Origin of the sequence: Faecalicatena fissicatena (assembly GCF_016900595.1) — a bacterium.
In the GTDB taxonomy this organism is placed as follows: Bacteria; Bacillota; Clostridia; order Lachnospirales; family Lachnospiraceae; genus Claveliimonas; species Claveliimonas intestinigallinarum.
This window is the reverse complement of the sequence record NZ_JACLYY010000005.1, coordinates 158518-178683: the sequence shown is the minus strand read 5'-3', so window position 1 is coordinate 178683 and position 20166 is coordinate 158518. Positions and strand designations below refer to the sequence as shown.

Here is a 20166-nt window from a genome sequence, read left to right as displayed (position 1 = left end):
CCCTGCAATCCGGCTCCGGCGGAAACGGAACCTGTCCTTTTTTGTGTATTCTATTCTGCTTTGGATCAGAGCTGTCCTTAGATTTCCTCGCCCCTGCGGTATTTCTCCACCACGTTCTGAATTCTCGCGCTGGGGTTCAGGATGCTGCTGATGGAGCCGTCGTGGTTCAGTGTGTCGATCATGAGGGCGATGTACTTGCTCATGTCGCAGTTGATGTAGTAGGGACGTGAGAGCAGCTCCGGCGTCTGGTAGATCAGGTTGGTGGTCAGGATGCCGTTTATGATGCCCTCCTCGTAGGCCCTGTCGAATTTCTCCATACCGTTTGTGAAAAGCCCGAAGGTGGCGGCAGCGTAGATCCTCTTCGCGTTCCGCTGCTTCAGCTGGCGGGCTACATCCAGAATGCTGTCTCCGGAGGAGATCATGTCGTCCAGGATGATCACGTCCTTGCCCTCCACGGAGGAGCCCAGGAACTCGTGAGCCACGATGGGGTTGCGGCCGTTTACGATCCTTGTGTAGTCACGGCGCTTGTAGAACATGCCCATGTCCAGGTTCAGCACGTTAGCCAGGTACACGGCGCGCTCTGTGGCGCCCTCGTCGGGGCTGATGGCCATCATGTGGTCGCTGTCGATCTGAAGATCCTTGACTGTGCGCAGAAGTCCCTTTACAAACTGGTAGGTGGGGCGCACGGTCTCAAAGCCGCTTAAGGGAATGGCGTTCTGCACTCTCGGATCGTGGGCGTCAAAGGTGATGATGTTGTCCACGCCCAGGTGAACCAGCTCCTGCAGGGCCAGGGCGCAGTCCAGAGACTCCCGGCTGCTCCTCTTGTGCTGGCGGCTCTCATAGAGGAAGGGCATGATCACGTTGAGACGGCGTCCCTTTCCCCCGATGGCGGCGATGATGCGCTTCAGGTTCTGGAAGTGGTCGTCGGGAGACATGTGGTTTGTGTGGCCGGACAGAGAATAGGTCAGGCTGTAGTTGCACACGTCAACCATGATATAAATGTCCTTTCCGCGGACGGACTCTCCGATGATCCCCTTTGCTTCACCGGAGCCGAACCGGGGCACTCTTGCGTCGATCAGATAGTTGTCTCGCTCATATCCGCTGAAGACGACATCGTTCTTGTGCTCATGTCCGTCTTCCTTTCTCCATTTTACGAGATAGTCGTTGACACGCTTTCCCATGTCCTGGCAGCCGTCCAGGGCGATGATCCCAAGGGCTCCAACGGGAATATTGTCTAAAATACGTTCATTTCGGCGCAGCATCTTATAAGGTACCTCCTGTTATTTGAAATATTTTCTTACGCTCTGTTCATCAGTTTTTTCTGTATCCGGATATCGTCACCTGTCAGCCTCAGCACGGTGTATGCGCTGGTGATCCTCGAAAAGACTCTCTCCGAGTAAATGTTTTTCAGGTCTTCCAGTGAGAGATTGGTTGAGATAAGGGTGGATTTTTTTCGCAGGATCCGCTCGTTTAGACAGATAAAAAGCTGGGAGTTGGTGAAGGTGTTGCTCATCTCCGTTCCCAGATCGTCAATGATGAGAAGATCACAGCTGTAGATATGCTCGCAGTCGGCCCCTGCCTCCTCCTCCCGCCGGAAGGTGCTCTTCGCAAATATGTCAAAAAGCTGGGCGGCCGTGAAATAGATCACGGAGAAGGACTGCTCCAGCAGCTCCTTTGCGATGCAGTGGGACAGAAAGGTTTTTCCCACCCCTGTATCTCCGTAGAGGAGCAGATTGCGGAAATCCGTCCCGAATGTGTCCGTGAACTCGTGGCAGGTTTTCAGGGCGATCTCTATGGCTTCCCTGGAGGACCGGCCGGTGAGGCGGTCGATGTGGCCCTCGGAATAGTATTCCATAGAAAAGGTGTCAAAATTCTCCCTGTCCAGCACCTCCTGCAGATTGGACTGGGTGTAGAGCAGGTCGATGACAGCCTTCTTAAAGCAGTGACATTTCCTGTCTCCGATATACCCTGTGTCCTGGCAGTCCGGGCATGTGTAGTGAAGCTCCAGATAATCCGAAGGATAACCGTTTTCCCGCAGAAGTGCAAGCTTTTTTTGGGAAAGCGAGTGAATTTTTTCTTTTAAGGTGTCCAGAGCGGACTCATCCCCCTCCAGAAGGCGGCGGGCCTGCTGCAGAGAAAGGCTGGAGATCTCATCGTCCAGCTCCTTTATCTGAGGAATCTTTTTTTCTATATCCGCATAGCGCCTGCGCCTCCTGTACTCATTTTCCAGGCGGTGCTGCTCGTAGGTGCGCATAATCTGGTCGTATTGGGAATTGGTAAGAGCCACAAGTCTTCTCCCTTCTCAAGTGTTGGAGGACAGTCCTGTCCTACTGGTTCTGTATGAGCCTGCGGGTCAGATCCTCCATGTCCTCGTAGGTCCTGCCCTCAAAGTTGTTGAAACGGTTCCGGGCTGCCCTGGGTGTCTCCGGGGAAGCGGCTGCGGACCGCGCCTGGCGCTTTTCCTTCCGCTCCTGCTTCTCCTTCTGGTAGGCCAGGTCCAGAGCCTCCACATCTTTCCTGGTCTTGACGCCTCCCTCCAGCCAGCTCTTCAGGATGGACTCCGCGTAGTCGAAGCTGGGCTGGTGGATGCTGTTCATGGTTCTGTTGCAGGCCTCCAGGATCAGCTCGTCCGAGAAGCCGTACTCTCCGCTCCAGCGCTGGATGTAGGCCAGCTCGGAGGACGCGGGGGAGCGCCCGGTGATGCCGAAGGCCTTCAGGACACCATAACAGCTTTTGCTGTAAAGGGCCGCGCTCTGCTTAGCCTCCTCCGGAGTCCGGATCTTCCGGTCTGTCCAGGAGAGAGCCACCTTCTGTATGTAGTGCATGCTCTTGTGCCCGTTCTCCACGCAGTACTCGATGAGGTACTCGATCAGGTCCGTAGACATGCCCAGCTCGTCATAGAAATAGGTAATAGTCTTCATATCCGTGACAGAGAGGGTCTTTCCCAGGTACTGCTCCGCCACAAAGAGCAGTTCCTTTAACTCCTTGCGGTTTCGGAAGCGGGTCACGTTCTCCGGGGAGGATGCCGCCGGGGAAACCGTCACAGAGGAATCCGATGCCGGGGAAGCCGCCGTCGGGGAAGCTCCCGCCGGGGAAACATCCGGGGAAGAAACTGCCGCGGAGGACGTCTCATGGCTGGAAGAGGACATGCCGCTGCCAGGGTCCTCCGTGATCTCATAGTCCAGAAGACCCTGTTTTTTCCAGTATTTCAACGCGCGGATCACATCCTTCTCCGTGTCGTCCAGGATGTCCGCGATGCCGGAGACGGTCAGCTCCCTGTCCGGGCTGGCCTGGCAGCGCAGCAGCAGAAGGTAGACCTTCACGTACTCTCCGTTAGCCTCCGGCATATAGTTGTCAATGAATTCGTAATCCAGCAAAAGCGCGCTCTCCTGCCGGCAGTTTTTCAGTGTCAGTTTCTTCATGCTTCTCCCATCCTCGCTTGTCGTTATCTGTCGTATACGTCTTATCGCAGACCTATTATAGCACCGGAGAGGGAGGGGCAAAAAGAACTTTTTGAGCCAAAATCCATCTTTTTTGTGGATAAAATCCTGTGGAAAATGTGGATAACTAGCCTTTCAGCAGATCCTCTCCAATGTTTACAACGTTTCCGGCCCCCATAGTTATCAACATGTCCCCCTTCTGGCAGTGCTTGCCGAGAAATTCCTCGATGGCCTCAAAGGAGGGAAGGTAGAAGGCGTCGCAGCCCTTCTCCTTCAGAGCCTTTGCCAGCAGCTCTGAGGACACGCCCAGCGTGTCCGTCTCCCGGGCGGCGTAAATATCCGCCAGCACTACGTGATCCGCGTGAGTGAGTGCGTCGGCGAAATCGTCAAAGAGGGCCTTGGTGCGGGTGTAGGTGTGGGGCTGGAACACGCACCAGATCTCCCGGTGGGGGTAGGCTGCAGCCGCCTTCAGAGTGGCCTTTATCTCTGTGGGATGATGGGCGTAGTCATCGATGACGGTGACTCCGTTCCAGTCGCCCTTGTGCTCAAAGCGGCGGTTTGTCCCCCGGAAGGAGGAGAGACCTTTTTGCACGTCCTCCAGGGACACGCCCAGCAGGTCTGCGGCCGCGATGACGGAGAGAGCGTTGCAGATATTGTGATCCCCTGTCACGGAGAGGCGGATCCGCCCTGCGTTCTGGCCGTTCCGGATGAGGTCAAAGGAAGCGTCGCCGAACTCGTCGTGGGAGACGGAGCCGGCTGAGTAATCCGCATCCGGCTCCAGGCCAAAGGTGATGATCCGGCATTTCAGCCCTTCCGTAATCTCCTCCAGTCTGTCAATGCCTTTGTTGATGATGAGGACGCCGTCCTCAGGCAGGAGCTGGGCGAATTTCCGGAAGGAGTGGCGGATATCCTCCAGATCCTTAAAGAAGTCCAGGTGGTCCGCGTCAATGTTGAGGATCACGGAGATCTTCGGGAAGAAGTGGAGGAAGCTGTTGGTGTACTCGCAGGCCTCCGTCACAAAGATGTCGGAGCCACCCACCCGGATATTTCCCCCGATGGCCTTCAGGATGCCGCCCACGGAGATGGTGGGATCCTTCTCTCCCGCCAGAAGGATGTGGGAGAGCATGGAGGTCGTGGTGGTCTTTCCGTGGGTGCCGGAGATGGCCACAGGAACCCGGTAGTTCCGCATGAGCTGGCCCAAGAGCTCCGCCCGGCTGAGCATGGGAAGCCCCTGCCTTACAGCCTCGGCGTACTCCTCATTGTCCTCGTGGATGGCCGCTGTGTACACGACCACGTCGATCCCGGGGATGATGTTGGAGGCCTTCTGCCCGTAGAAGACCTGCGCGCCCAGGGAGGAGAGATGGTCTGTCAGGGCAGACTGCCTGGCGTCAGAGCCGGAGATGGTGAAGCCCTCCTTGAGGAGGATCTCAGCCAGGCCGCTCATGCTGATGCCGCCGATGCCGATAAAGTGCACGTGAACAGGTTCATGAAAATTGATTTTATACATGATCAACATACCTTTCTGTAAAATAATATCCGTCAATAGCGATACATATAAGAATGGCGAAGCGCCGAAAAAGGCGATCTGTGCCCCATTTATATTATTATAAACATATATAATAGAAAAGCCAAGAAACTTTTTTTGTGATATATCGATAAAAAAATAGTAGAATAATCACTTTTTTTGTAAAATATGTTCACTTAAATACGGAAGTATGGTATAATAAGAGTCATTAAAAAATTGCTGAGAAGGGGTGATGGCATGATTAAAAAAGAAATGATAGCAATGCTGCTGGCAGGAGGACAGGGCAGCAGACTTGGAGTCCTCACGGCGAAGGTTGCCAAGCCGGCCGTTGCTTTTGGGGGGAAATACAGAATTATAGATTTTCCGCTCAGTAACTGTATCAACTCGGGGATTGACACTGTGGGCGTTCTGACCCAGTACCAGCCGCTGCGGCTCAATACACATATCGGGATTGGTATTCCGTGGGATCTGGACCGCAACATCGGAGGAGTGTCCATTCTCCCGCCATATGAGAAGAGCTCAAACAGTGAGTGGTACACAGGTACAGCCAACGCGATCTATCAGAATCTGGATTACATGAGCACGTTTAATCCGGACTATGTGCTGATTCTGTCGGGAGACCACATTTATAAAATGGACTATGAGGTGATGCTGGACTACCACAAGGCGCACGACGCGGATGTGACCATAGCCGCCATGCCGGTTCCTATGGAGGAGGCCAGCCGTTTCGGTATCGTGGTGGCGGACTCTGACGGCCGCATCACGGAGTTCCAGGAGAAGCCGCCGGAGCCAAAGAGCAATCTGGCATCCATGGGCATCTACATCTTCAGCTGGCCGGTGCTGAAAAAGGCGCTGATGGATCTGAAGGACGTGCCCGGCTGTGATTTTGGAAAGCACATCATCCCCTATTGCCACGAGAAAGACAAGCGTCTCTTCGCCTACGAGTACAATGGCTACTGGAAGGATGTGGGAACGCTGGGATCCTACTGGGAGGCCAACATGGAGCTCATCGACATCATACCGGAGTTCAACCTGTATGAGGAGTTCTGGAAGATCTACACGAACAGTGATATCATCCCGCCCCAGTACATTGCGGACACTGCCATCATCGACAGGAGTATCATAGGAGACGGCGCAGAGATCTATGGGGAGGTCCACAACTGCGTTATCGGCTCCGGCGTGACCATCGGACCCGGCAGCGTGGTCCGGGATTCCATTATCATGAAGGATGTGGAGATCGGCGCGGGCTGTATCATTGACAAGGCCATTATCGCGGAGAGCGTGCAGATCAGTGACAACGCCACTCTGGGCACGGGCGCGGATGTGCCGAACAAGCTCAAGCCGAACATTTACTCCTTCGGCCTTGTGACCATCGGGGAAAATTCCGTCATACCCGAGGGCGTGCAGATCGGAAAGAATACTGCCATCAGCGGCGTGACAGTGAAGGAGGATTACCCCGGCGGCGTGCTGGAGAGCGGAGAGACATTGATAAAGGCGGGTGAGAGAATATGAGAGCAGTAGGAATTATATTAGCAGGCGGGAACAGCAACAAGATGAGAGAACTGACCCAGAAGAGGGCCGTTGCGGCCATGCCCATCGCGGGGAGCTACCGGGCCATCGACTTTGCCCTGAGCAATATGACCAACTCTCATATCCAGAAGGTGGCTGTGCTGACACAGTACAATGCCCGCTCCTTAAATGAACATCTGAATTCCTCCAAGTGGTGGGATTTCGGAAGAAAGCAGGGAGGACTCTTTGTGTTCACTCCCACCATCACCGCGGACAATGGCTACTGGTACAGGGGGACGGCGGACGCCATCTACCAGAACCTGGATTTCCTGAAGAAATGCCATGAGCCCTACGTGATCATTACTTCCGGAGACGCGGTGTACAAGATGGATTACAACAAGGTTCTGGAATATCATATAGCAAAGAAGGCAGACATCACCATCGTGTGCAGGGACCTGCAGCCGGGGGAGGATGCCACACGTTTCGGCACCCTGAAGATGGACGAGACCATGCGGGTGGAGGAGTTTGAGGAGAAGCCCATGATGGCTGCCTACAACACCATCTCCACAGGCATTTACATCATAAGAAGGCGCCAGCTCATCGACCTGATTGAGCACTGCGCCGAGGAGGAGAGGCATGACTTCGTGACGGATATCCTCATCAGATACAAAAATCTGAAGAAGATATACGGCTATAAGATCAAAGACTACTGGAGCAATATTGCTACAGTTGACGCGTATTATAAGACCAACATGGATTTCCTGAAGCCGGAAGTGAGAAATTACTTCTTCAAGGAATATCCGGGCATTTATTCCAAGGTCAGCGACCTGCCACCGGCAAAATACAATCCGGGGGCTGTTGTAAAGAACAGCCTTGTGGCCAGCGGGTCCATTATCAACGGCACAGTGGAGAACTCCGTGCTGTTCAAGAAGACCTTTGTGGGGAATAACTGCGTGATCAAGAACTCGATCATTCTCAATGACGTGTATCTGGGCGATAACACCTATATTGAGAACTGTATCGTGGAGAGCCGGGACACGATCCGGGCCAATACGCGCCACGTAGGCGAGAACGGCGTAAAGATAGTAGTCGAAAAAAATGAGAGATATGCACTGTAAGAGAAAAGGAAAAAGATGCAGTGACTGACAAGAAAGGGGCTAGAAGACATGCAGATCACAGATGTACGCGTGCGGAAAGTTGCGAAGGAAGGGAAATTAAAGGCAGTGGTGTCCATCACAATGGATGAAGAATTTGTTGTGCATGACATTAAAGTCATTGAAGGAGAGAAAGGGCTTTTCATCGCGATGCCGAGCAAGAAAGCGCTGGACGGAGAGTACAGGGATATCGCCCATCCCATCAATTCCGCCACAAGAGAGCGGATCCAGAGCATTATCCTGGAGAAGTACGAGGAGGCGCTGAGCCAGGAGGCGGAAGCCGAGCCGGAGATGGCCTGATCCATAGATTGGAAGTAAAAGAAAACTAAGGCTGGTGTGAGTGACCAGCGGACAGCAAAGGCGCTGCGGAAATCCGGAGAGGGATTTCCCGGCGCCTTTTTGGCAGCCCAAGGGAGACGCCCCGGCGTAGGCGGCCGGGGCAGCCATAGGGCAGCAGGTGGAATGGCAGATGAAAAGATGGAGATAGCCAGATGCGGGAAGGCAGGGACAGAATATGAGTGCGTTTGACAGGATTTTAAGCGGTTTTCCGGACGTAGACCGGCTTCTGGACAACTTTCGGCTTGGGGACAATGTTGTGTGGAGGGTAAAGAGCTTGGACCAGTTCCGGTATTTTGCGGAGCCCTTTGCGGAGCGGGCCATCGCCGACGGCCGGACTACTGTCTATATGAAGTTCGCCGGGCATGAGCCCCTGCTGGCACCCCGGCCGGGACTTAAGATCCGGGAGTTTGACCCGGATAAAGGTTTTGAGGCTTTTACGGTTGACATCTATAACTGTATCACAGAAAATGGAAGGGAGGCTTTCTATGTCTTCGACAGCCTCTCCGCGACCAGGATGGCGGGGAGCGGCTCCATAGGGGGCAAGGCCTGCGGGATGCTGCTGGCCCGCAAGATTGTCCGGAAGGAGCTGCCCGGGTGAGGGGCGTACCTGGAGCCCCATGACTCTTTCTACATTGGGTCGGATGTGTTTTACACCTATATTGTGTCCAACAGCTGCTGGGAGCTGCGGATTGCCCAGAGGACCCAGGAGGGCTATTTCAGCCGGGCGAAGGAGCTCAGAGAGGCCCTGCTGGCAGGCGAATTTCCCCCGAATATCCGGGAGAAGTTCCGCTCCATACTGGAGTATTTCGGGCAGAGCCCTATTATCGTGCGGTCCTCCAGCTTTCTGGAGGACGGATTTGGAAATGCCTGTGCGGATACAGGACTGATGAGGGAGACAGAAAGGAGAGATAGATATGGCAACGACTATGGAAATGCTGGAGGAGCTGCAGCACAGGGCCCATCAGGACCCGGAGCTCAAGGAGGCTCTGCTGGCCACCAGGGAGGAGGACGATCCCCTGGGGGCCTTCTGCCGGAAGTGCCGGGAGCTGGGATATGAGATATACGAGATGGAGCTGGTGAACGCGGGGGAGGAATTCTACGCCGAGATTAAGAGGAGCACCAACGGCGGCGGAGAGAATTCTCCTCTCCTGGACGGGCAGAACGACGCCTACGAGCTCTTTTTCGCGGCCCTGGAGCAGGAGCCCATCGACGGGTAAGAGGGGCTTACACGTCCCGCTCCAGGCAGAACTGCATTTTCTTTCCGGTGACCGGGTGGAGAAATTCCAGCCGGAAGGCGCACAGCTTCAGCACCTGCCAGGAGCCCGGGGAGAGGGCTGACGGGTTGTACTTGGTGTCCCCTGCCAGGGGACATCCCAGGTGGGCAAGCTGCACCCGGATCTGATGGTGGCGGCCGGTCAGGAGGTGGATCTCCAGCTCTGTCTGCCCCTCTTTGGCGTTCGGAAAAAAGGAGGACTCCCCTGAGACGGTGCGGTACTCAAGGACTGCCTTTTTTGCGCCGGGGGTGTCCGGAGAGCAGACCCGGGAGGTGTTGGAGCGCCCGTCCTTTACAAGATAGTCCTGGAGCGTGCCGGAGGGGGCGGGCGGACAGCGGTCCACAAGCGCCCGGTAATGCTTCCCGAAGGAACCGCCTGTGAGCTGGGCATTCAGCGAGGAGGTGCTTTTTTTCGTCTTCCCGAAGACAAGAAGGCCGGAGACAGGCTGGTCCAGCCGGTGGATGACAGCCAGGTAGGGCTTCTGTCCCTGGCGGACCAGATGGGTCTTCAGCAGGCTCTCCAGGTCCGGCGAGCCCGCCCGGCGGCTCTGGACGGGCAGGCCGTGGGGCTTGGCGCAGACCAGGATGTCCCCGTCCTCGTAGAGGATACTCCAGGAGCTTTGGGGGCTCTGGCCCGGGTGTGGGTGTATGGTGTGGGTCTGAGACATTTTCAGTCCCTCCTTCCTTTTGTAATAAAACAATTTGGAGTTATTATAGCATTTCGGCCGCAGGGGCTCAAGGCAGATGGGCCGGCGGAAAATTCACCCCTTGACAAATAAAACTGTATTCGCTAAAATTCTGTTTAACTGATATATTCAGACAAAAGCATACCTGCCGGCAGTGATGGCTGCGGAAGGCAGGACTGGCAGTGAAGAGGAATAGTAATGGTAAGACCGGTGCACACAGAGAAGGGATCCTGCGGCTGAGAGTTCCCTGTATACGGGTATCATGAACCTACCTTGGAGCCTCTGTATGAAAATACAGCGTCATGTCAGCGTTAATGACAGCCAGAGAGAACTGCAGAAGGGCTGCAGTTAATTAGGGTGGTACCGCCGAACTTTTCGGTCCCTTTTTCGGGGAGACGAGAGGTCCGGCGATTTTTTATTTCCCAGGATCAGAAGTCCTCCGCAGAAAAATCGAGAAAAAAAGGAGAAAAAAGTCATGGCAAATGAAAAGAAACTGGTAAAAAATATCACTTCCCGCGATGAGAACTTTGCGCAGTGGTACACAGATGTGGTTCGGGAGGCTGAGCTGTGCGACTACTCAAGCGTAAAGGGATGTCTGAACTACCTTCCCAACGGCTACGCCATCTGGGAGCTGATCCAGGCGGATCTGGACAGACGTTTCAAGGAGACAGGTGTGGAGAATGTATGCCTGCCCATGCTCATTCCGGAGAGTCTTCTGGAGAAGGAGGCAGATCACATCGAGGGATTTGCGCCTGAGGTAGCCTGGGTGACACACGGAGGCATGGAGAGACTGCAGGAGCGCCTCTGCATCCGTCCTACGTCTGAGACACTGTTCTGCGACCTCTGGGCAAAGACTGTCAAATCCTACAGAGACCTTCCCAAGGTGTGGAACCAGTGGAACTCCGTGCTTCGCTGGGAGAAGACAACAAGGCCCTTCCTTCGCTCAAGAGAGTTCCTGTGGCAGGAGGGACACACGATCCACGCCACATACGAGGAGGCAGAGGCCCGCACCATCCAGATGTTCCACGTATATGAGGACTGCTACAGAGAGACGCTGGCGATCCCCTTCGTGTCCGGAAGAAAGGCAGAGCATGAGAAGTTCGCCGGCGCTCAGGACACCTACACAATCGAGGCTCTGATGCACGACGGAAAGGCGCTCCAGTCAGCCACCAGCCATTTCTTCGGAAGCGGCTTCCCGGACGCCTTCGGCATCAAGTACCTGGATAAGAACAACCAGCTCCAGAGCGTGTACGAGACATCCTGGGGATGGTCCACAAGAAGTATCGGCGCCATCATTATGGTTCACGGCGATGACAGCGGACTGGTTCTGCCGCCTCACGTGGCTCCTGTAGAGTGCCGCATCATCCCCATCGCACAGCACAAGGAGGGAGTGCTGGACCGCGCCTTCTCACTGCTGGATGAGTTGAAGAAAGCCGGATACAGGGTAAAGATCGACGACTCCGACAAGAGCACAGGCTGGAAGTTCTCCGAGCAGGAGATGCTGGGTATCCCCACACGTATCGAGATCGGACCGAAGGATATCGAGAAGAACCAGGTAGTGGTAGTCCGCAGGGATACAAGAGAGAAGATCGTTGTGTCTCTCGACGAGATCGCAGGAAAGCTGCGTGAGATCCTGGAGACCATCCAGCAGGATATGTACAAGAAGGCCGAGAAGTTCCTGAACAACCACATCGACACAGCCACAACCATGGATGAGATGGTGGAGAAGTTCAAGGCCAACAGAGGCTTTGTAAAGGCCTGCTGGTGCGGAGATCCGGAGTGCGAGGGCGAAGTGAAGTACGCCACAGGCGGCGCTGCCACAAGATGCCTTATCGAGGACGAGGAGTTCATCTCCGACAAGTGTATCTGGTGCGGCAAGCCGGCCAAGCACATGGCATACTGGGGCAAATCCTACTAATCCCCGCCTTTTGCTTTCCCGGGCAGAGCCCGGAAAAAGCGGGAGAAACCATACAGAAAAGACAGGATACAGGGGCGGAAGGACAAAAACTTCCGCCCCTTGTCTTGCGCCTAAAACGGGAAATGGGCTATGATAGAGACATGATAACAGAGGGTAAAGGACTGATAGATATGAATGGCGCCAGAAAGATATACATTTCCATGCCGGACAAGGTAAAAGAGATCATCCGCACGCTGCGGGGCGCGGGCTTTGAGGCCTGGGCCGTGGGCGGGTGCGTCCGGGACTCCATCCTGGGGAGGGAGCCCGGGGACTGGGACATCACCACCTCCGCTCTGCCGGAGCAGACAAAGGAGCTGTTTTCCAGGACCTTTGACACCGGGATCCAGCACGGGACCGTGACCGTGCTCCTGGAGGGGGAGGGCTTTGAGGTGACCACCTACCGGATCGACGGAGCCTACGAGGACAGCCGCCACCCCACGGAGGTGACCTTTACGAGAAATCTGCGGGAGGATCTGCTGCGCCGGGACTTCACCATCAACGCCATGGCCTACAGCGACGAGGAGGGGCTGGTGGACATCTTTGGCGGCCTGGAGGATCTGGAGCGGGGCGTGATCCGCTGTGTGGGCAATGCAAGAGAGCGATTCCGGGAGGACGCCCTGCGGATCCTGCGGGGCGTTCGCTTTGCGGCCCAGCTGGGCTTTGAACTGGAGGAGGAGACACGGGAGGGGATGCGCGCGCTGGCCCCCACGCTGCAGAAGATCAGCGCGGAGCGGATCCAGACGGAGCTTCTGAAGATCCTCCTGTCCGGCAGGCCGGATATGCTCCGAACCGCCTGGGAGCTGGGGATTACCGCCTGGTTCCTGCCGGAGTTCGACAGGATCATGGCCACCACCCAGGAGACGCCTCACCACATGTACACGGTAGGTGAGCACACTCTCCACGCTCTTCTGAACGTGCGGCCGGACAAGGTGCTGCGGCTCACCATGCTGTTTCACGACATGGGAAAGCCGGATCTGAAGACTGTGGATGAAGAGGGGACTGCCCACTTTAAAAAGCACGCCCTGCGCAGCGAGGAGATCACGAGGGAGGTCATGCGCCGCCTGAAGTTTGACAATGAGACGCTGAAAAACGTGGCGACCCTTGTGAAGTACCATGATTACCGGATGCCGGTCCAGGGGAAATACGTGAGGAGGGCTATGAACCGGATCGGCCTGGATCTTTTCCCCCTGTACCTGGAGGTGCGCCGGGCGGACGTGCTGGCCCAGAGCCCGTACCGCCGGGAGGAGAAGCTGGCGGACATAGAGGGGGTGGAGAGACTCTACAGGGAGGCTCTTGAACGCCGCGACTGCGTCACGCTGAAGGACCTGGCGGTCAACGGCAGGGATCTCATAGAGGCCGGCTTCCGGCCGGGAAAGGAGCTGGGGGAGATCCTTCAGGGGCTCCTGGAGGAAGTGATCCGGGAGCCGGAGCTCAACGGGAAGGAGAGGCTGCTGGCTCTGGCGAAAGAGAAAAAGAAGTAAAAGAGGAACAGGCATATTACCGTCTCCGCTGTCATACATTAAACAGAACATGATATTGGAAGAGTGCAGGGGACGGTAATATGCAGGATTACGAATTGAGTATATTGGAGCAATATCCAATCAATGTAAAGAGCACCCGCAAAACAAGGGGTGCGTTTTTTTGTGATACAGACCAGGGACTTTTTCTGCTCCGGGAGGCGGGGGTGTCCAGGCGTCATGCCTTCCTGATGCGGCATGTGGGACTCCATCTGTACCGGGAGGGGAGTATGCGGACGGACCTGCCTGTGGCCAACTGCGAGGGCGACCTTCTCTCCACCTCCCCCGAGGGGCGGACCTATATACTGAAGCAGTGGTTCAGAGGGCGGGAGTGCGATATCCGGAAAAGCCGGGAACTCCTGGAGGGGACTGCTAATCTGGCCCACCTGCACCGGTTTATGCGGCAGGTACCGCCCTGCCCGGAGGCGGAGGAGGACGGCTCTCCCGGGGAGCCGGAGGGGCTGAAAAAGGAGTATGACAGACACAACCGGGAGCTGAAAAAGATCCGCCGCTTTATGAGAGCGCAGTCGCCAAAAGGGGAGTTTGAGCTGGAATTCCTGCGGTGCTTTGAGGGGATGTTCGAGTGGGCCCTGGGGGCATCGGGGGAGCTGGAGCGCCTGGATTTTGGGAAAATATGGAAGGACTCTGTGCAGAATAATACCATGATCCACGGGGATTATAATTATCACAATATCTTTGTCATGGCGGGCGGATATGCCACCACCAATTTTGACAGGTGCAGGGTGGGCATCCAGATGGAAGATCTCTACTATTTTCTGCGGAAAGCCATGGAGAAGCACGGGTGGAACGTAAAGACGGGAAACCACATGCTGGACGCCTACAGCGCCATACGACCCCTTGCGGAGGCGGAGGTGGAGTACCTGAAGGTGCGTCTCATTTACCCGGAAAAATTCTGGAAGCTGGCGGACTCCTACTACTGTTCCAATAAGGCCTGGATCCCGGCGAAAAATGTGGAGAAGCTGAAGACGGTGGTGGCGCAGACGGAGGAGAAGCGCAGGTTCCTTAAGCAGCTGTTTTCGTTTTCTCTGTAAAAGCCCCGGAAACCTTGAAAATACCGGGTTTTTCGGGGATTTTCCCTTGACAAACAAAGGGAAAACCTGTATAACTTTATTGAAAGACGTCCCGCCGGCCCTGCGGGATACGAGCAGGACGCATAATACGCTGAATAGAATAAGATAAGGGTTCTATCATAAGTCGAAGGAGGAGTTTTCCATGAACAAAACAGAATTAGTAGCAGCTATTGCTGAAAATGCAGAGATATCCAAGAAGGATGCTGAGAAGGCTTTAAAGGCTTTTGTCGATGTGGTGACAGAGGAGTTAAAGAAAGAGGAGAAGGTACAGCTTGTAGGCTTCGGTACATTTGAAGTGAGCAAGAGATCTGCAAGAGAGGGAAGAAATCCTCAGACAGGCCAGACAATGAAGATCGAGGCGTGCAAGGCTCCGAAGTTCAAAGCCGGAAAGGCTTTAAAGGATGCTGTAAACGCATAGGGCTTGTTGCGATTTAGGTAGAATATCTGACAGGATGTGCGCAGACTCATTCTGACGGATACTTCGGAATAGAAGACGGCACTGCGGCGGGAGAAGGCTGCAGTGCCGTTTTGCGATAGCGGGGAGCGCGAGGCAGCAGGCCCCCGGAGATCCGGGGGAGAGGGAGGTGAAGTATGAGACTTGACAAATTTCTGAAGGTTTCCAGGCTGATCAAGAGGCGCACTGTGGCCAACGAGGCCTGCGACGCGGGCAGGGTTCTGGTAAACGGGGCCACGGCCAAGGCGTCCACGAAGGTAAAGCCGGGAGATGTCATCGAGATCCAGTTCGGCACAAAGGCCGTAAAAGTGGAGGTTCTCGACATAAAGGACACGTCCAAAAAGGAGGAGGCCAAGGATCTGTTCAAATATCTGTAATAATCTCAGACAGCCTTTCATATGATTATCAAGAAAGGTTGTGATGGCAATGGAAGAAAAACAGGCGCGGGGAGCGCACAAGCTTGTTGTGAATAACCGGAAGACCAGCCTGGTGACAGGCGTCCTGGACGTCCTTTCCTTTGACTTAAACGAGATCCTCCTGGAGACAGAGCAGGGGATGCTCATGGTCAAGGGCTCTGACCTGCATGTGAACAGGCTGAGCCTGGAGAAGGGGGAGGTGGATCTGTCCGGGACCATAGACAGCGTGGCCTACTCGGAGGTGCACCCGGCAGCCAAGACCGGAGAAAATATACTGAGCAGGCTGTTCAGGTGACGCATGTACGGGATAGAGGTGGAAGGCCTTTCATTCCTGGAGGCAGTGCTGACGGGAATGACCGTGTGCAGCGTCTACACGTGCCTGCGCGCGCTGCGGAGGATCATCCGCCACACCCCGGCGGCCATTGCTGCGGAGGACCTTTTTTTCTGGCTGGGGACGGCGCTCTACATGTTTGTGCAAATTCACCATACCACTAGTGGTAGCATCAGGTGGTATTTTATACTAGGTGTTGTGCTGGGAAGCTTTTTTTTCTCCCGCATGTCGAAAATTCCGGGAAAATTGCGAAAAAAATTGTATGCGAAAAGAATGGGAAAATTCGGTGAAAATGGTTGAATAAACGGGAGAAAAAAGATAAGATTAAAGATAATAACCAGTGACACAGCTGGCAAGATGGGTGAGTAATTAATATGGGAAGTATCAAACAAAAGAACAGGGCAAGACGCCGGAAAAAACAGGTGCAGCAGCACAGGAGAAGCATGCTGGGCATCAGTGCGGTGATCCTGCTCCTGGCGGTCATTATCTCGGTGAGCAGCATTGAGCTGCGGGCCAAGAACAGCGCCTACATAGAGCAGGAGCAGGAGCTGGAGAAGGACATCCAGGCAGAGAAGGACCGCGCGGAGGAGATCGAGAAGCTGGAAGAGTACGTAGGTACAGACGAGTACGTGGAGCAGACAGCGAAGGATAAGCTGGGGCTGGTCCATGAGAACGAGATCATTTTCAAATCAAAATAAGAACAAAAATAAGTATGCAAAAGAAAAGCTTTGGGAAAGAGTCCCAAAGCTTTTTTGTTTCCCGGGAGGCCCTGTCGGGCTCCCCGGGGCGCGGGGGAGTATCGAGATGAGCGAGGTTAAGGAGAGGGAGCTTTTTGTCAATCCCTATGTGATACAGATGGACAAATTTGCCGGGTCCCTGAAGCACCTGTCGGAGACGTTTCTGGGACTGGAAAAGGGACGCCGGACGCTGACGGGCGAGGAGATCGACGAGATGCTTTGCGCTGTCTCGGAGAAGGTCTGCCAGGGCTGCGAGAGGAAGAGCATTTGCCTGGGAGAGGGCAGGGAGAGGACAAGGCAGATGGTCTACGAGATCATGGCCGCCGCCGAGGAGTACGGGGCGGAGCTGAATGTGGAGCTGAAGAGAAAGATCCAGAAACAGTGCGTGAAGGCGCCCCGTTTCCTGCGGGAGACCCTGGAGGTATTTCAGGCGGAGAAGCAGAAAATGGTGTGGAACCGGAAGCTGGTGCTGAACCGGGAGGGATGCGCCGCGTCCATGAACGCCTTCGCGGATCTTGTACAGCACGCGGCCCGGGAGCTGGACGCGGGGATCTGCGTGGATGAGCATTTGCAGAGAAAGGTGAAGGCCCAGCTGAAGAAGAGAGGGCTGAAGCTTTTGTCCAGCGTGTTTTTCGTGACAAAGCAGGGCAGGTACGAGGTCCATCTCACGGTTCGGGCGCCCAAGGGACAGTGTGTGGCCTCCAGGGAGGCGGCGGAGGCGCTGTCCTATAGCCTGGGGCGGCAGATGCTGCTGGTGAAGGGGGAGTGCCCGGTGGTCACGGAGAACTATGGCACCCTCGTGTTCATGGAGGGGCCCGCCTTTCAGACGATCCAGGGGGTGGCCAAGATCGGGAAGGGCTGCCAGAAGATCTCCGGGGACACCTTTGCCATGACCCAGCTGCCCGGCGGGAAAGAGGGGGTGGTCCTCTCCGACGGCATGGGCTCCGGGGAGCACGCCTTCCAGGAGAGCGCCATGGTGGTGGAAATGCTGGAGGAGCTGCTGGAGGCAGGGTTTCCGCCCCAGACCGCCGTCCAGATGATGAACACAGCCCTGGTGGCAGGCAGAGAGGAGCTGTGCTTTTCCACGGTGGACATGTGCGTCTTCGACCTGTATCAGGGGATCTGTGAGCTCATGAAGGCGGGGGCATCCACCACCTTTATACGGACCGGAGGCGGGGTGGAGAAGATCAGCTCCACGACCCTCCCCATAGGAGTCCTCCAGGAGCTGGAGATCCAGAGAACCTGCCGGCAGCTTGCGGACGGGGATTTTGTCATCATGGTGACGGACGGAGTGCTGGACGCCCTGCCGGTGGGAAACCAGGAGGCCATGCTGTCGGCTCTCATCGGGGGCACCAGCATCAACAATCCCGGGGAGCTGGCCCACTATCTGCTGGAGCAGGTGCTGGAGATGTCCGGGGAGGTGCCCGCGGACGACATGACCGTCCTGGCAGTGGGGATGTGGAAGGTATGAGCCGGCGAAAAAGCGCGGGAAGGCAGGAAAGTGCGGGAGAGCTTGCATTTTTTCTCCGGATTATTTATAGTATTATATATTTGATGCCAGGGTCAAAAGGTCTAAGCCCACATGAGCTTGCTCATAAGTGGGTGAAAGACCTTGGGACCCGCCCCGATATGAGCATAAAAGTGGGATGTATATCCCACGATATGTGAATATTGGGTAGGATTGTGAGAGTGCGCAGCACGGAACAATCCGTAGGCATCGTAGTTGGGGGCTTTTGACCCCAACATCATATATTTGATAGACAGCGAAGAGGCCTGCTCTGGGGCAGGGGGAAAAGGACATGTATGAAAAGATAAGGGACTATGCGCGGGCGCATGGGATGCTGGATAAAGGAGATGTGGTCATAGCAGGCATATCGGGAGGAGCGGACTCCGTATGCCTGCTTTGTGTGCTTCTGGAGCTGAAAAAGGAGTATGACCTGGAGATACGGGCCGTCCACGTGAACCACGGCATCCGGGGGGAGGCCGCCGCGGCGGACGAGGCCTATGTGGAGGCATTGTGTCGGAAGGAGGAGGTTCCCCTGGAGACCGTGCATGTGGATGTGCGCCGGATGGCCCGGGAGGAAGGGCTGACCCAGGAGGAGGCGGGGCGCGCTGCCCGCCGCCGGGCCTTTGAGGAGGCCGCGGGGAGGTGGCGCGCCGACAGGATCGCCCTGGCGCACCACAAAAACGACAATGCCGAGACCGTGCTCCTCAATCTGGCCCGGGGCACCGGCCTGCGGGGGATGGGGGGGATCCGCCCCTGTTCCGGGAAATACATCCGTCCTCTCCTGGAGGTGTCCAGGGAGGAGATCGAGGAGTTCCTGGCTGAAAAAAATATTTCTTATTGTATGGATGCCACAAATTATGAGGATACTTATACACGGAACCGTATCCGCAATCATATAATTCCATATATGGAGGAGCAGGTCAATCCCAGGTTCGTGGATCACGTGTGCGGGACTGCGGAGCAGATGGCGCAGCTCTGGGAGTACGTGGAGAGGCAGACCGGTGAGGCGGCTGCCCGCCTGACCACCCTTCGGACAGGAGCGGATGGCCGGGGGAGAGAAGTGGTCATAGACGGCCCGGGATTTGCCGGGACAGACAGGGCGCTGCGGCCCTACCTTTTAAAGCGGGTGCTGGGGCAGGTCAGCGGCAGGGAAAAGGATCTGGAGACCGTCCACTTCAAGGATCTGGAGGAACTGTTTGACAGGCAGGTGGGCAGAAGGCTCAGCCTCCCCTATGGGATGAAGGCGTTCCGGTGCTACGAGGGGGTGCGGGTGGTCAGCGCCAACTGGCAGGCCCCTGGGGAGAACCAAAGAGAAGGGGCGAGCGGGAAGATAAAGATGCGCATCCTGGACCCGGCGGACATAGAAGGCCCGATAGAGGAGGCAATTCCCAAAACACCCTACACGAAATGGTTTGATTATGATATAATAAAAAATAGTGTTATTATCAGAACCCGCCGCCCCGGCGACTATCTTGTGATAGACAGGGATGGGGCCAGGCAGAAGCTCAACCGGTATTTTATCAATGAGAAGATCCCGTCACAGGAGAGGGACAGCATCCTTCTTGCGGCGGACGGCAGCCGCATCCTGTGGGTGATCGGATATCGGGGAGGGCTGGGGTACGAGGTGACCGGGCAGACGAGGAAGATACTTGAAATAAGGATAGATGAAGTCACGACAGACAAGGGAGGAAAATACGATGGCAGAGACGATCAGAGAGCTTGTGTCAGAAGAAGAAGTTGAGAAGAGAGTGTGTGAGCTGGGAAAACAGATCAGCGAGGACTATGCGGGAAAGCATGTGCATTTAATCTGCGTCCTCAAGGGCGGCGTGTTTTTTATGTGTGAGCTGGCCAAGAGGATCACAGTCCCGGTTTCCATGGATTTCATGAGTGTCAGCAGCTATGGCGACGGAACGGCGTCCAGCGGCGTGGTGAAGATCGCCAAGGATCTGGATGAGCCGCTGGAGGGCAAGGATGTGCTCATTGTGGAGGATATCATTGACTCCGGGCGGACGCTGTCCTACCTGATCCAGATTCTGGAGAAGAGAGGACCCAGGAGCATGAAACTCTGCACGCTTCTTGACAAGCCGGAGCGGAGAGTGAAGCCGGTGACAGTGGACTATGTGGGCTTTAACATCCCGGATGAATTCGTCGTGGGATACGGCCTTGATTATGCACAGAAATACAGAAACCTTCCCTACATCGGAGTTGTGGAAGGTGTGGAGTAGAAAGG

22 protein-coding genes, 1 pseudogene and 1 other annotated feature are annotated in these 20166 nt (G+C 55.6%); of the genes and pseudogenes, 18 read left to right on the top strand and 5 right to left on the bottom strand.

Annotated features, from left to right (window positions below; translation table 11 throughout):
- Positions 1 to 77: 77 nt before the first annotated feature.
- The 4 genes from H7U36_RS07025 to murC form a co-directional block, all read right to left on the bottom strand.
- Positions 78 to 1262 (bottom strand): ribose-phosphate pyrophosphokinase, encoded by a 1185-nt coding sequence (locus tag H7U36_RS07025; protein ID WP_033125798.1) that lies wholly within the window; start codon positions 1260 to 1262, stop codon positions 78 to 80.
- A gap of 35 nt (positions 1263 to 1297) precedes the next feature.
- A complete protein-coding gene (locus tag H7U36_RS07020; protein WP_033125799.1) occupies positions 1298 to 2287 on the bottom strand; it encodes an ATP-binding protein in 990 nt (329 codons plus the stop codon).
- Positions 2288 to 2327: 40 nt separating this feature from the next.
- The gene (locus H7U36_RS07015) at positions 2328 to 3422 is read right to left on the bottom strand and encodes a DnaD domain protein (RefSeq protein ID WP_205155910.1); all 1095 of its coding nucleotides are present in this window, start codon (positions 3420 to 3422) and stop codon (positions 2328 to 2330) included.
- 145 nt (positions 3423 to 3567) lie between these two features.
- Complete coding sequence (gene murC, locus H7U36_RS07010; protein ID WP_205155909.1) at positions 3568 to 4947, bottom strand: UDP-N-acetylmuramate--L-alanine ligase; 1380 nt, start codon at positions 4945 to 4947, stop codon at positions 3568 to 3570.
- A 255-nt stretch (positions 4948 to 5202) separates the two neighbouring features.
- On the opposite strand from murC, the gene H7U36_RS07005 reads away from it, so the two are divergent.
- The 7 genes from H7U36_RS07005 to H7U36_RS06980 are packed head-to-tail and all read left to right on the top strand — an operon-like array spanning position 5203 to position 9184.
- Positions 5203 to 6477, top strand: a complete 1275-nt coding sequence (locus H7U36_RS07005) for a glucose-1-phosphate adenylyltransferase (RefSeq protein ID WP_033125802.1) — start codon at positions 5203 to 5205, stop codon at positions 6475 to 6477.
- The gene (gene glgD, locus H7U36_RS07000) at positions 6474 to 7592 is read left to right on the top strand and encodes a glucose-1-phosphate adenylyltransferase subunit GlgD (RefSeq protein WP_205147789.1); all 1119 of its coding nucleotides are present in this window, start codon (positions 6474 to 6476) and stop codon (positions 7590 to 7592) included. Before H7U36_RS07005 ends, glgD begins: the two co-directional genes overlap by 4 nt.
- A 48-nt stretch (positions 7593 to 7640) precedes the next feature.
- Entirely contained in the window at positions 7641 to 7928 is a 288-nt protein-coding gene (gene spoVG, locus H7U36_RS06995; protein ID WP_033125804.1) for a septation regulator SpoVG, read from the top strand.
- A 36-nt stretch (positions 7929 to 7964) separates the two neighbouring features.
- Complete coding sequence (locus tag H7U36_RS06990) at positions 7965 to 8156, top strand: hypothetical protein (RefSeq protein ID WP_138303384.1); 192 nt, start codon at positions 7965 to 7967, stop codon at positions 8154 to 8156.
- Positions 8143 to 8565, top strand: a complete 423-nt coding sequence (locus tag H7U36_RS15170) for a hypothetical protein (protein WP_243426713.1) — start codon at positions 8143 to 8145, stop codon at positions 8563 to 8565. Before H7U36_RS06990 ends, H7U36_RS15170 begins: the two co-directional genes overlap by 14 nt.
- A 9-nt stretch (positions 8566 to 8574) precedes the next feature.
- Entirely contained in the window at positions 8575 to 9024 is a 450-nt protein-coding gene (locus H7U36_RS15505) for a PEP/pyruvate-binding domain-containing protein (RefSeq protein WP_243426721.1), read from the top strand.
- The gene (locus tag H7U36_RS06980) at positions 8912 to 9184 is read left to right on the top strand and encodes a hypothetical protein (RefSeq protein ID WP_243127193.1); all 273 of its coding nucleotides are present in this window, start codon (positions 8912 to 8914) and stop codon (positions 9182 to 9184) included. The genes H7U36_RS15505 and H7U36_RS06980 overlap by 113 nt, the downstream gene beginning before the upstream one ends.
- 7 nt (positions 9185 to 9191) lie before the next feature.
- On the opposite strand, the gene H7U36_RS06975 is transcribed toward H7U36_RS06980, so the two are convergent.
- Positions 9192 to 9908, bottom strand: coding sequence for an RluA family pseudouridine synthase (locus H7U36_RS06975; RefSeq protein WP_191493505.1), 717 nt, complete (start codon positions 9906 to 9908; stop codon positions 9192 to 9194).
- Positions 9909 to 10099: 191 nt separating this feature from the next.
- Positions 10100 to 10313, top strand: a binding site (T-box leader).
- Positions 10314 to 10401: 88 nt separating this feature from the next.
- On the opposite strand from H7U36_RS06975, the gene proS reads away from it, so the two are divergent.
- The 11 genes and pseudogenes from proS (at position 10402) to hpt (ending at position 20161) form a co-directional block, all read left to right on the top strand.
- A complete protein-coding gene (gene proS, locus H7U36_RS06970; RefSeq protein WP_205155908.1) occupies positions 10402 to 11844 on the top strand; it encodes a proline--tRNA ligase in 1443 nt (480 codons plus the stop codon).
- A gap of 140 nt (positions 11845 to 11984) precedes the next feature.
- Positions 11985 to 13364, top strand: coding sequence for a CCA tRNA nucleotidyltransferase (locus H7U36_RS06965; RefSeq protein WP_243426712.1), 1380 nt, complete (start codon positions 11985 to 11987; stop codon positions 13362 to 13364).
- An 80-nt stretch (positions 13365 to 13444) separates the two neighbouring features.
- On the top strand, positions 13445 to 14452 hold the full coding sequence (locus tag H7U36_RS06960; protein WP_191493503.1) for a YutH/CotS family kinase-like spore coat protein: 1008 nt from the start codon (positions 13445 to 13447) through the stop codon (positions 14450 to 14452).
- A 166-nt stretch (positions 14453 to 14618) separates the two neighbouring features.
- Positions 14619 to 14909, top strand: a pseudogene (locus H7U36_RS06955) (HU family DNA-binding protein); the annotation flags it as partial.
- 173 nt (positions 14910 to 15082) lie between these two features.
- Positions 15083 to 15322, top strand: coding sequence for an RNA-binding S4 domain-containing protein (locus H7U36_RS06950; RefSeq protein ID WP_033125809.1), 240 nt, complete (start codon positions 15083 to 15085; stop codon positions 15320 to 15322).
- Between the two features lie 49 nt (positions 15323 to 15371).
- Complete coding sequence (yabP, locus tag H7U36_RS06945; protein WP_033125838.1) at positions 15372 to 15656, top strand: sporulation protein YabP; 285 nt, start codon at positions 15372 to 15374, stop codon at positions 15654 to 15656.
- 3 nt (positions 15657 to 15659) lie between these two features.
- The gene (gene yabQ / locus H7U36_RS06940) at positions 15660 to 15992 is read left to right on the top strand and encodes a spore cortex biosynthesis protein YabQ (protein WP_033125810.1); all 333 of its coding nucleotides are present in this window, start codon (positions 15660 to 15662) and stop codon (positions 15990 to 15992) included.
- A gap of 74 nt (positions 15993 to 16066) precedes the next feature.
- Positions 16067 to 16390 carry a septum formation initiator family protein gene (locus H7U36_RS06935; protein WP_205155907.1) on the top strand — a complete coding sequence of 108 codons (324 nt, stop codon included), beginning with the start codon at positions 16067 to 16069 and terminating at the stop codon, positions 16388 to 16390.
- Between the two features lie 106 nt (positions 16391 to 16496).
- Positions 16497 to 17900, top strand: a complete 1404-nt coding sequence (locus H7U36_RS06930) for a SpoIIE family protein phosphatase (RefSeq protein WP_205155906.1) — start codon at positions 16497 to 16499, stop codon at positions 17898 to 17900.
- 328 nt (positions 17901 to 18228) lie between these two features.
- The gene (tilS, locus tag H7U36_RS06925) at positions 18229 to 19677 is read left to right on the top strand and encodes a tRNA lysidine(34) synthetase TilS (RefSeq protein WP_205155905.1); all 1449 of its coding nucleotides are present in this window, start codon (positions 18229 to 18231) and stop codon (positions 19675 to 19677) included.
- On the top strand, positions 19634 to 20161 hold the full coding sequence (hpt, locus tag H7U36_RS06920; RefSeq protein ID WP_033125814.1) for a hypoxanthine phosphoribosyltransferase: 528 nt from the start codon (positions 19634 to 19636) through the stop codon (positions 20159 to 20161). Before tilS ends, hpt begins: the two co-directional genes overlap by 44 nt.
- Positions 20162 to 20166: the final 5 nt, after the last annotated feature.